This is a genomic window from Soonwooa buanensis (genome assembly GCF_900167905.1).
Lineage (GTDB): Bacteria > Bacteroidota > Bacteroidia > Flavobacteriales > Weeksellaceae > Soonwooa > Soonwooa buanensis.
Genome location: NZ_FUYZ01000010.1, coordinates 18,065 through 30,677, shown reverse-complemented (window position 1 = coordinate 30,677; position 12,613 = coordinate 18,065). Strand labels below are relative to the sequence as shown.

The 12,613-nt window shown below is 34.1% G+C and carries 9 protein-coding genes; 5 read left to right on the top strand and 4 right to left on the bottom strand.

All coding sequences use genetic code 11. The features are described from left to right. Positions 1–170: 170 nt before the first annotated feature. Complete coding sequence (locus B5X62_RS12530; protein ID WP_079667781.1) at positions 171–965, top strand: S1/P1 nuclease; 795 nt, start codon at positions 171–173, stop codon at positions 963–965. A gap of 332 nt (positions 966–1,297) precedes the next feature. Here the strand turns inward: B5X62_RS12530 and B5X62_RS12525 are convergent, their stop codons facing one another. Then, entirely contained in the window at positions 1,298–2,602 is a 1,305-nt protein-coding gene (locus tag B5X62_RS12525) for a dihydrolipoamide acetyltransferase family protein (RefSeq protein ID WP_079667780.1), read from the bottom strand. 340 nt (positions 2,603–2,942) lie between these two features. On the opposite strand from B5X62_RS12525, the gene B5X62_RS12520 reads away from it, so the two are divergent. The 3 genes from B5X62_RS12520 to B5X62_RS12510 all read left to right on the top strand — a co-directional run bounded on the left by B5X62_RS12520 (position 2,943) and on the right by B5X62_RS12510 (position 8,750). Further along, the gene (locus B5X62_RS12520; RefSeq protein ID WP_079667779.1) at positions 2,943–5,546 is read left to right on the top strand and encodes a T9SS-dependent M36 family metallopeptidase; all 2,604 of its coding nucleotides are present in this window, start codon (positions 2,943–2,945) and stop codon (positions 5,544–5,546) included. 131 nt (positions 5,547–5,677) lie between these two features. Beyond that, entirely contained in the window at positions 5,678–7,483 is a 1,806-nt protein-coding gene (typA, locus tag B5X62_RS12515) for a translational GTPase TypA (RefSeq protein WP_079667778.1), read from the top strand. Positions 7,484–7,496: 13 nt separating this feature from the next. Beyond that, complete coding sequence (locus B5X62_RS12510) at positions 7,497–8,750, top strand: T9SS type A sorting domain-containing protein (protein ID WP_079667777.1); 1,254 nt, start codon at positions 7,497–7,499, stop codon at positions 8,748–8,750. Between the two features lie 161 nt (positions 8,751–8,911). Here the strand turns inward: B5X62_RS12510 and B5X62_RS12505 are convergent, their stop codons facing one another. Together B5X62_RS12505 and B5X62_RS12500 are read right to left on the bottom strand one after the other, a co-directional pair. Beyond that, positions 8,912–9,409 (bottom strand): ecotin family protein, encoded by a 498-nt coding sequence (locus B5X62_RS12505; RefSeq protein ID WP_079667776.1) that lies wholly within the window; start codon positions 9,407–9,409, stop codon positions 8,912–8,914. Between the two features lie 152 nt (positions 9,410–9,561). Continuing rightward, on the bottom strand, positions 9,562–11,001 hold the full coding sequence (locus B5X62_RS12500; RefSeq protein WP_245797196.1) for an amino acid permease: 1,440 nt from the start codon (positions 10,999–11,001) through the stop codon (positions 9,562–9,564). 525 nt (positions 11,002–11,526) lie between these two features. On the opposite strand from B5X62_RS12500, the gene B5X62_RS15485 reads away from it, so the two are divergent. Continuing rightward, positions 11,527–11,697 carry a lmo0937 family membrane protein gene (locus B5X62_RS15485; RefSeq protein ID WP_144038384.1) on the top strand — a complete coding sequence of 57 codons (171 nt, stop codon included), beginning with the start codon at positions 11,527–11,529 and terminating at the stop codon, positions 11,695–11,697. Between the two features lie 58 nt (positions 11,698–11,755). On the opposite strand, the gene B5X62_RS12495 is transcribed toward B5X62_RS15485, so the two are convergent. Next, positions 11,756–12,583 (bottom strand): hypothetical protein, encoded by an 828-nt coding sequence (locus B5X62_RS12495; protein WP_144038383.1) that lies wholly within the window; start codon positions 12,581–12,583, stop codon positions 11,756–11,758. Positions 12,584–12,613: the final 30 nt, after the last annotated feature.

Below are 12,613 nucleotides of genomic sequence, written 5' to 3'. Positions count from 1 at the left end.
CTTATTTTTTCAGTGTTTCAATGTTTGTGTTTTAAATATAGAATAAAATCAACTAAAACCAATAAAACATTACGATAATTTAACATATTTTGACACTGTGTTAAAATTGATGTTGAATGTTTTTAAAATCTAGCTTAGTATCTTTGCAGTTCTAAAACTTTTTAATAAAAATGAAAAAACTTTGGGTAAAAGTTTTGATGCTATTAAGTATCTCAACGTCGATATATTCTTACGCATGGGGATTAGCTGGTCACCGTATAATTGCAGAGATCGCAGAAAATCATCTTGATGGTCGTGCGCGTCGCCAGATAAAAAAAATAATGGGACAAGAACGCCTTGCCTATTGGGCAAACTGGCCAGACTTCATCAAGTCTGATAAAACTGGCATGTGGAAAGAAGCATCATCATGGCATTATGTTAATATCGATCCACAAACGGATTTTAAAGCTTTTGAAGAAAATCTAAAAGCGCAAGCTGGACCAAGTCTTTACACACAAATCGGTGTTCTGTCTTCTCAGATTAAAAGTGATAAAACTTCTGAAAAAGATAGAAAAATAGCTTTAATATTTTTGATTCACTTGCTTGGTGATCTAGCACAGCCAATGCATACAGGCCGTTCGGAAGATTTGGGAGGGAATAAAATTAATGTGACTTATTTTGGTGAGAAGTCTAATCTACATTCGGTTTGGGATGGTAAATTGGTGGATTCTCAAAAATACAGTTATACGGAATATGCAAAACTTCTTGATATTAAAACTAAAGATGAAGTAAAAGCTATCCAAGCCGGAACTTTGGAAGATTGGTTATATGATTCTCATAAAATCGCCAACGAAATCTACGCAGCAACGCCTAACGACAGTAAATTGGGTTACGATTATCAGTACCAATTCAATGAAGTTATGGAAAGACAATTGCTTTACGGCGGTCTTCGTCTTGCTAAAGTTTTGAATGATGTTTTTGATTAGTGATGCTAGATACTAGATATTAGAAATTAGACATCAGACATCAGACATCAGATATTAGACATCAGATGCTAGATAATTTAAAGCCTTTCAGAGTTTGAAACTCTGAAAGGCTTTCTTGTCTAAATATTTTATTAATTATAAATTCATAATTACTCAAATTTTAAAAATTATTCCCCACCCGCGTCCCAGATGGAACGGCATGTTGGAGCTCGCGCCGCAGGCGCGGGCATTAGCTTTGGCGCGGCGCAGCGACTAGTGACAGCTGGTTAAGACGCCCAAATAAAAAAAGCCTTCAAAATTTTGAAGGCTTTTATATTAGGAAAAATCTAATATTAGATTTCTGTATTTAGATCCCAGTTTTCTAGGTAGTCGTGAACGTGTTTTAGCATCATTCCACCCAAAGATCCGTCAACAACTCTGTGATCGTAAGAGTGTGACATAAACATCAAGTTTCTGATTGCAATAACGTCGCCATCTTCCGTTTCCAAAACTGCTGGTTTTTTAACAATCGCACCAATTGCTAAAATCGCAACTTGCGGTTGAGGGATAATTGGCGTACCCATAAGGTTTCCGAAGCTACCAACGTTCGAGATTGTATAAGTTGCACCTTGCGTGTCTTCTGGTCTTAACTTTTTGTTTCTCGCTCTGTAAGCCAAATCATTAATGGCTTTTGCAAGTCCAGAAAGTGATAATTGATCAGCATTTTTAATAACCGGAACAATTAGGTTACCGTCTGGTAAAGCTGTTGCCATACCGATGTTGATGTTTTTCTTTTTGATGATATTTTCACCGCTAATAGAAACATTGATCATTGGGAAATCCTGAATGGCTTTAACAATCGCCTTCACGAAAATTGGCATGAAAGTCAGTTTTTCACCTTCTCTCTTTTCGAATGCTGCCTTGTTTTTAGCTCTCCATTTCACAACATTAGTAACGTCCGTCTCGATGAAAGATGTTACGTGTGGTGCAATTTGTTTCGCCTTAACCATATTTTCTGCGATAATCTTACGCATTCTGTCCATTGGGATGATCTCGTCACCCGCTGCAACAGCGATTGGCGTAACTGGAGCAGTTGGTACAGCAGCTTTTGGAGCTTCTTGTACTGGCGCAGCAGCAACAGGCGCAGGTGCGGCTTGATTACCACGGTTAGCTACATACGCTAAAATATCTTCTTTTGTAATTCTGTTTTCTAAACCGCTTCCTTTAATGGTTTTAAGTTCAGTTTCAGAAATGTTTTCTTGTTGTACGATAGATTTTACAAGCGGTGAAAGATTAAGATCTCCCGAAAGTGCTACTGCAGCTGCAACTTGTAATGGTTCTTCTATCGTTTTTAAAGTTTCAGCATCTGGTTGCGCATCTGCAACTGGGGCAACTTCGGTAGAAGCTGATCCTTCTCCTTCAATTTCTAAAATGGCAATGGCTTCGCCGATTTTAGCAACTTCGTCCTTTTGTTTTAGGATTTTTACAATTTTACCAGAAACTGGCGTTGGAACGTCTGAGTCAACTTTATCTGTTGCAATTTCTACAACAGAATCGTCTTCTTTAACCATATCACCTTCATTGTATAACCAACTGATGATTGTCGCTTCCATCACACCTTCTCCCATTGAGGGTAGTATTAACTTATATTCAGCCATTTTACTTTTTTTGAATTTTTACAAAAATACATTTTTTTTTGATAGATATATAACGTTCTTAAAAATATTGATAAAAATTGTTTGAATTGTATTTGAAGATGATTTTTAGGTGTTTTCTTAAGGATGCAATTGAAAATATCTGTAAAAACAAGTTTATACATCTTTTAATTATGATTATTGATAATTGATTATAATCAATTATTTTTATGAAAATAACAATGATGTGGGGCTTAAATTTTAATTAAAACTTAACTATTTAACAATTGAATTTTAAATTCAATAAAAAAAAGCTGTACATTAGGGCGTTCAAAAAATCAAAATATACAATTGTAGTTTTAATATGAAAAATTCTTTATTAAAGCGTTCAATCGGAGTTGGAGCATTGTTCTTCTTAACTGTGGTGAACGGACAAAGTACGGAGACGATTATTAGAGATCATATCTCAAATGATGCAAGTTTTAAAGGAGTGTCAAAAGCGGTAGAGTTTAAAATCCTTAATGAGGATAATTCTGCTAGCTTGAAAGCAAATGTTGTGGATGTGCAACAAACTGTAAATGGTGTCCCTATTTATCATTCATTAGCAAAAGCTATTATTAAAGATGGTAAAATGTGGTCATTTAATAATAATTTTGATACTGTTCAGAATGTTTCAAAATATTCGAAACCAAATTCTGTAACATCTGCATTTTCTTCTGTTATTAGTAATCTAGGTCTTGCTGAAGCTAATTACAAATTGATTGCTGATGGTGTTGCTGTTGATAATCCAAAAGCTGATCAAGTTGCTAATTTTGCTTACTATTATCAAAAAGATGGTAAGTTAGTGCCTGCACGTTTATTCTTTATAGATGATTCTAAAAACAATGCATTTTGGCAAGTAATGGTTAATCTTGAGAATAACGAGGTTTTGGAAAAACATAATATGGTTATTTCATGTAATTTCCATGATGATGCCTACGCAGCTTCAGAAGATGGCGAGCATGTGCACAATCATTTTTTACCAGCTTTTGTTGAAAATCAAATAAATACTGCACATAAAGCGGCTACTGCGGTTGCAAGTGCTTCGTATAATGTTTTCCCTTTTCCGATCGAGGCTCCAACATTTGGCTCTAGATCAGTTTTAACAGATCCATGGGATGTTGCAGCATCACCGTTAGGATGGCACGATACAGGATCTGCAAACTACACTTATACCAGAGGAAATAACGTATGGGCATATTTTGATAATGCAAGTACAAATACACCACCTAACACAGATATAACTGATGGTGGATCAGGTTTGAACTTTGATTTCCCTTATGCTGAAGGACCAGAAATCTCAGCGTATGATAACAAGCATTCTGCCATAACCAATTTATTCTATGCTAATAATATGGTGCATGATGTTTTTTATCGATTTGGATTTACAGAATCATCAAAGAACTTCCAAACAAATAACTTCGATAAAGGAGGTAGAGGTAATGATGCTGTAAGAGCAGAAGGTTATGATGGTAGTGGTTATAACAACGCAAACTTTAATGCAGGTTATGAAACTGAATCAACAGTTGCTGCACCTAGGATGCAAATGTATCTTTGGAAATCAGGGACATTAGGTTTAAAACAAAAACTATTCTACAATTCTCCAGAGGAAGCTGTATCTAGACCAGGTGTAGCGGCAGGTGCTGCAACTTTTGGGAAATTATTATTTTCTATACCAACAACTGGAGATGTTGTTATTCCTAACGTAGCTAACGGTTGTAGTACCATTACAGCTGGTTCATTGACTGGTAAAATAGCATTATTAAATTATTCTCCTGGAAGTGGTGGGGAGTGTTCAAATATTGTAAAGGTGAAAAATGCTCAGGCGGCAGGAGCTAAAGGAGCTATTATACATCGTACAAATACCAATTCTGCGATTGACATGAATGGTACAGATCAAACAATTACTATTCCTTCAATTATGGTTGGTAAAGACGAAGGAGATTATATCATTTCGCTAATTAACAGTGGAAAAACAGTTAATGTAGATTTGAAGGATATGGGGAATGGTTATAAAAACTCTAGTTTTGATAATGGTGTAATGGTTCATGAATATGGACATGGTATCTCTAACCGTCTTACTGGTAACAGTATGGGATGTCTTAATAATGGTGAGCAGATGGGTGAAGGTTGGTCAGATTTCTTTGCTTTGATGATGACTAACAAGCCAGAATATACTGCTGCAACTGCAAGAGGTATAGCTACTTATTCTGCTGGTCAACAACCTACAGGTTTAGGGATTAGAGGGAAAAAATATTCTCCTGATTTTGCTGTTAACAACTGGACTTATAACAGTATTGCTGGTGCACAATCGCCACATGACGTAGGTCAAGTTTGGGCAACTATGCTTTGGGATTTGCATTGGAAGTTAGCAGAAAAATATGGATACGCCTCAGATATCGTTGCAAATCCTAATAGTGGTAGTGCGAAAGTTGTACAGTTAGTAGTAGATGGATTGAAGTTACAACCATGTTCTCCAGATTTCGTATCAGGAAGAAATGCTATCATCCAAGCAGATCTTGCTACTGGTGGTGCTGACGAATGTTTAATCTGGAATGTTTTTGCTAAAAGAGGTTTAGGTCTTAACGCAAATGCAGGTTCTAATACTAGTGTTGCTGATCAGACTGAAGATTATAATGTGCCTGAAAAATGTAAAATGGCAACTTCTGAAGCTAATAAAGCAAAAGCATTTAATGTTTATCCAAATCCTGCTAAAGGAGAATTCTTTATTGCTGGAAGACCAACGCTTAGCCAAGGCTCTGTAAAGGTTGAAGTAATCGATATTTCTGGAAAAACTATCAAATCTTTTGAAAGAAAGAAAAATAGTGTTGAAGCTGTATCAACGTCTAACATGCCAAAAGGTGTTTACTTAGTTAATATCTCTGAAAATGGTAATGTTATCCAAACTGATAAATTGATTGTAGAATAATTAATTTTTGCAATTATAATTTTTTAAAAGTCCATTCGCAAGAGTGGACTTTTTGTTTTTTTGTTAAATTTTCGTCACTTATAATTTTTTTTTCTGAAAATTCCGTAATTTTGCACCCGTAAAAATCCTTTATGCAAAACATTAGAAATATTGCGATTATCGCGCACGTTGACCACGGTAAGACTACTTTGGTTGATAAAATCATCCACGCAACCAATATCTTTAGAGAAAATCAAGAATCTGGAGAATTGATTATGGATAATAACGACCTTGAAAGAGAAAGAGGTATTACTATTTTATCTAAAAACATTTCTGTTACATACAAAGACACCAAAATCAATGTTATCGATACGCCTGGTCACGCCGATTTCGGTGGAGAGGTAGAGCGTGTTTTGAAAATGGCTGATGGTGTTATCTTGCTAGTTGATGCTTTCGAAGGTCCAATGCCGCAAACGCGTTTTGTTTTGCAAAAAGCTTTAGAATTAGGTCTTAAACCTATCGTAGTTATCAATAAAGTTGATAAGCCTAATTGTCGTCCAGAAGAAGTACACGATCAAGTATTTGATTTGTTCTTTAACCTAGATGCAACAGAAGAGCAATTAGACTTCCCAACATTCTACGGATCGTCTAAGCAAGGTTGGTTTAACACAAGTCTAGAACCTACAGATAGCATCTTACCAATTTTGGATGGTGTTCTTCAATATGTTCCTGAACCAAAAGTTGTGGAAGGAAATCTTCAAATGCAAATCGTTTCTTTAGATTACTCTTCTTTCTTAGGAAGAATTGCGATCGGAAAAGTTATTAGAGGTAGCATTAGCGAAGGTCAATGGATTGGTCTTGCTCAAGAAGGTGACAAAATCGTAAAAGGTAAAGTAAAAGAACTTTATGTTTTTGAAGGTCTTGGTAAGAAAAAAGTAACTGAAGTATTGGCTGGAGACATCTGTGCAGTAGTAGGTTTTGACGCTTTCCAAATCGGTGATTCATTTGTTGATTTAGAAAATCCAGAACCACTTCCAAGAACGTCTATCGATGAGCCAACGCTTAACATGACGTTCTCAATTAACAACTCGCCTTTCTTCGGAAAAGATGGAAAATATGTTACATCTAACCACCTTAAAGAACGTTTAACAAAAGAATTAGAAAAAAACTTAGCACTTAGAGTTCAACAGACTGACGATGCTAACACATTCTTAGTTTTCGGTAGAGGTATTCTTCACTTATCTGTTCTTATCGAAACAATGAGAAGAGAAGGTTACGAAATGACAATTGGTCAACCACAAGTTATCCTTAAAGAGATTGATGGTGTACAATGCGAGCCTTATGAATCTTTAGTAGTTGACGTTCCAGAAGAAGTTGCTTCTAGAGTTATCGACTTAGCAACACAAAGAAAAGGTGATCTTCACATCATGGAAACAAAAGGTGAAATGCAACACTTAGAATTTGAAATTCCATCAAGAGGATTGATTGGATTACGTTCTCAGATGTTGACTGCGACGGCTGGTGAAGCAATTATGGCACACAGATTTACAGAATATAAGCCTTTCAAAGGTGCTATTCCTGGAAGAAATAATGGTGTTTTGGTTTCTAAAACGCAAGGTCCTGCAACTGAATATTCTATCGCGAAATTACAAGATAGAGGTAAATTCTTTGTTGATCCAGGAGAGGAAATCTACGCAGGTATGATTATCGGTGAACAAAACAAACCAGGTGATTTGGTTGTAAATATTGTTGAAGCTAAACAATTGAACAACATGAGAGCTTCTGGTAAAGATAAAGATACTGGTGTAGCTCCAAAAATCTTACTTTCTCTTGAAGAATGTATGGAATACATCCAAGCTGATGAAGCGATCGAGGTAACGCCTAACTTCATCCGTATGAGAAAGAAAATCCTTTCTGAAGAAGAAAGAAAACGTGTAGAACGTAACGCAAAAGGATAATATTAAAACATATATGACGAAAAATTTTACAATTGCATTTGTGTGCTTAGTTGCTCAAATGTCTACTGCTCAATTAACAGTAAATGGTTCTATTGCCATTAAAACTAACAAAATCCTTTATGATAAAGTTAGTGATAAAATGTTTGCAACAGTGCCGAGTACCAATGGTAGTAATGGAAACAGTCTTGCTGTTATTTCACCAAAAACAATAAGTGTTGATAAAACAGTTTTTGCAGGTAGCGAACCGACCGTTATGGCTATTTCTGATAATAGTGCATTTATCTATGTTGGATTTCGAGGAACTAATTCCGTTAGAAAATATGATGTAGCGAGCCAAACTTTTGCTGCGCCGTTTTCGATGGGTACTTCGGTTAGCTATGGTCCTTTATATGCAGGAGACATTAAAGTAATGCCAGGAAGTCCTAACACAATTGCAGTTAGTAAAAAACAGTTTAATACGTCAGCGTCGTTTAAGGGAGTCGCTATCTATGATGAAGGGGTAATGCGTCCTACAACTAGTTTTAATCCAGAAAATTTCACTTATGATTCTGCTGATATCATTGCATTCGAATCGCCAGAATATATTCTAGGAATAAGCACAGGTACATCTGACTCCAAACTTAGAAGAATTAAGGTGACTGCAAACGGTGCAACAGATATTAATCAGAATGTTACATTAACATCGTATCCAGGTGATTTTGTGATTTTTGAAGGTAAAGTTATCTTTGACAATGGTCAAGTGTTCGACTATAAAAACAGCACATTGTTAGGTACTTTTAGTAATGTGAAAGGAAGCTTTACAATAGATTATACCAATAGAATTATTACATATGCTAATAATTATTATAGCTACAATGCTGGTATAAAAAGATTTAATATTGATACTTTCTTACCGATTGATGATTTTCCAATTTCACAATCTGAGCAAATTCTATCAGTAGCTAATTGTGGACAAGGTTGTATAGCGTATAACACAGAGTCTAAAATTTATTTTTTAAAGGATAACGCACTTGCAACGAGTAATATTAATCTACAAAAAACATTTGTAATTACTCCAAATCCTGTAAAAGACGTTCTTAGCTTCGTAACTGATCAGAATATTAAGATTAAATCAGCTAAAGTTTTTGAGGCATCTGGAAGAGTAGTTATCGAAAAAGAAGTTTTAGATAATAAAATTGATGTTAGAAATCTAAAGGCTGGTACTTACTTCGTAAGTGCAGTTGATAATTATGGAAGAATAAATCAAGCTAAGATTATCAAAAATTAATCTAAAAGAGACTAATTTTATTGAAAAACCTGAGAAGAACTGTGGCATAAGCTTTTCTGAAAAAGAAAGAAAAATATCTAGAGTTCTAATAGAAAAGGATAATCATAAAAAGAGGCTGTCATAGTTTGGCAGCCTCTTTTTTAATGTTAAATATCTAAATCTTATTTCGATTTTGACATAATTTCTTGTGCGCTATAAAGATCCTTTTCGGCTTTATAAATTCTAAATTTCGCTTCGTAACCATCAGGGATGTATAACACGATAGGCATTCGTCCATTATAGTCTGTGAAGTATCCTTGTGATTTTACAAACTCATTCTTAGGCGCTGCATTTGGACAAGCCATATTGGTCGAAGGTGTTGATCCATCAGTCTTAAAGGTTAAATAATCGTAACCCCAACCTTTCAACTCTGATTTAGAAAACTGTCCAGACAACCAAATTCTGTTACAACCATCTGTTTGCATAGATTTACCAACAAATATTTCGATCTTTTTGTTTGCGTCATTGTTAGAATGTGGCACTTCGATAACCACTTGTTTCATACCTTTTTCTGCTTTTGGGAAAGGTGTAATATCAACTTTTTGTGTCGTTTGTGCAAATGCTAAACTTGATAATAAACTCAATCCTAATAGCATTCCGCCAGTTAATGTACTTTTCATTTTTTTATTTTTTGCTATAACCTAAGACGCAATTAACATACCAAAACAAATTTCCAAAAACTGACAAGAATCAATTTAACCTTTTTAATGAAAAGCAATCGCAGAAGTATTTTCAATAAAAAAAGCCTCAAAAATGAGACTTTTAAATTTATTTATTTTGAAAGTTTTTTGGCATTGTTCTTCTTAACACCTAGATAACATAAAAATAAGAATGCTAACCAAATCGGAATAAGTTCTACCGAAATTTTTAGTCCTGTAAACCACATAATCACCAAAATTCCGAATAGGAAAATAAGACAGATATAATTAGTTAAAGGATAAGCAAAAGATGGGAACAAGGTTTTTGTATTTTTATAAGCTTGTTTGAATTTAATATGTGTATAACTAATCATTATCCAATTGATTACAAGACAAGAAACCACCAATGACATTAGGATTTCTAAAGCTTGTTCTGGTATTATTTTATTAATGACGATACAAATTGCAGCAAACGCAGCTGACACCAAAATTGCCATTACAGGAACGTGATTTTTATTTAATTTAGACAAAAATCGAGGAGCATTACCTTGTTCGGCAAGACCAAATAACATTCTACTATTACTATAAACACTACTGTTGTAAACTGACAATGCTGCAGTTAAAACAATGATATTAAGAATATTAGCAATTAATTTTGTAAACTGAATTGTCGTACCAAATATATCAAATTGAAATCCATTTAACCTTTCAAATACCATAACAAACGGGCTACTTCCTGCTGTAATTTTTTCCCAAGGTGACAACGAAAACAAGATAATCAAAGCACCGACATAGAAAATTAAGATTCTATAAATAACTTGATTGGTTGCTCTAGGAATATTTTTCTCTGGATTTTCTGCTTCTGCCGCCGTAATACCAACCAACTCTAGTCCACCGAATGAAAACATAATCAAAGCCATTGCAGCCAAAAGCCCTACAAAACCACCTTTTCCGTCAGTGTCAATCCATCCTTTTGGGAAGAAACCACCATTATTCCAAAGGTTAGAAATGGTTGCTTGATCACCGCCAGTTCCGCTAATCAACAAATAACTTCCGAAAATAATCATCGCAATAATTGCAACAACTTTAACAATGGAAAACCAAAATTCGGCTTCACCATAGACTTTCACCGAAGCAAGATTCAAAGCATTAATGACAAAAAAGAAAAATAAACTCGACATCCATAATGGAATTTCGGGCCACCAAAACTGGACATAAACGCCAATTGCTGTTAGCTCTGCCATACTAACAAGAATATACAACAACCAATAATTCCACCCAGAGGCAAAACCAGCAAATGAGCCCCAATATTTATACGCAAAATGGCTAAAACTTCCTGAAACAGGCTCCTGAACGACCATCTCACCAAGCTGACGCATGATAAAAAAAGCGATAAGTCCTGCAAAAGCATAACCCAAAATTACTGATGGACCCGCCAAAACGGCAGCTGGACCAATCCCTAAAAATAGACCTGTACCGATTGCTCCTCCTAACGCAATTAGCTGAATATGACGATTTTTGAGACCTCTTTTTAATTCGGTTTTAGATTCGCCCGATTGTTGTTGTGTTTCCAAATTCTTTTCTTTTGAAATAAAGTCCCTAAAATAGCAATTTAATTGCATTCAACAACCGAAATGTTTTGAATCCTTTTTTTATTTTCAAATCTTTAATTATGATGACATATTTTTCTTTAATATCAACTATTATGACTTTAGGCCTAAGCTAAATTCTATTTATACTAATAGACCTCCTCTCCTATTTCTAGATTTCATCGGTATTTTGTTATCGCTGAATAGTGAAAATTTGCAATTTTTTGTTCTTAGTAACTTCACTTTTATTTGATGTTAAATAATAATTTGGTATTCAGACTTGTGATTCAGATTTAATAAAAGTGAAACGCTAAAAAATAATAAGAAGAAGAATATTCTGAAATCCAGAAATTAACATTACTTAGTTTTATAAAATCTATAATAAAATATAATTATATCGAAAATTTCAATAGTAAATTAAACTTATCTGTGATTTTAGTTTAATGAAAATAAAATTAAGGCACAATTTATGCAAGTCAATTCATATATTAATCCTTTAAAACTTTTATTATGAGAAGTATATTATGGACCGTTGCAGTAATTTGTATTATTGTTTGGTTGCTAGGGATGATTGGAGTTGTTCCTGGTTTAAGTACAGGCTATCTTGTACATATTTTGTTAGTTATAGCAGTTATTGTTGTTCTTTTTAACATTATTTCAGGTAGGAAACCTTTGGATTAAAAAATAGAATTAGGTTTCAAAATAAAACATTTAAAAATTAAAGACTGTCTTATCTTAGTCAGTCTTTTTTATGCTTTGAAATTTTTAAATATACAGCAATCGAATATATTATAAGAAGGCTGATCATAATGAAAAAGAAGTTAATAAACGTCAGTTCTGACGGAAATTTATCATAACGAGAATAAGACTGAAGGATTTCGACAGAGGAAAAAACGATCGATAAAAATAAACCTGCACAAATAAAAAGTCCAACAATGTAATAAGTTACTCCCATCCTTTCAATAATATTGTAATGGATTTTTTCACTTTTATGGACGTAAACACCCATATTTTTAAAACTGAATTGATTTGGTTTTACGAAGGCTTCTTTTTTATTAAAATTCTTATTGATGTACGGTAAAAGTTCTTCAAAAAATTGGTCAAGTTTGCTAACATCTTCCTCTTTCGAAAAAGGTGTAAATCCGCCATTCCCTACTCTAATTTTCACCACAGAATTTTTGGTATAAAAACTTAAATATCGAAAGACATTAGAATTACCAACATTCTTGATCTTTAATATATCTGACAACGGAATAATCGTTTCTTTTTGTCCATAATTAAAATAAAGTCTATCATCTAATATTTTGATTGTCCAAACTTTATTTTTAATAAAATTCATTATAAACTTTAAATACAAAAAACTCCCTGCCACAATAGTTCCAGCAAGTCCTACAAGAGAAAACCTCGCAACGTTACTCATCAAAAACGGCGTGACTGCAATAGCAATAAACACACAAATAATGATGACACCTAATCCAATGCCCAATTGCAATTCGGTTTTATAATCGATTCCATTAATCGTGTAATCGGCGGTGATGTTCTCGTTTTCTTCTTTCTTTCTGTGCATTAGTAAAATTGAAATTTCATATTTATTGCA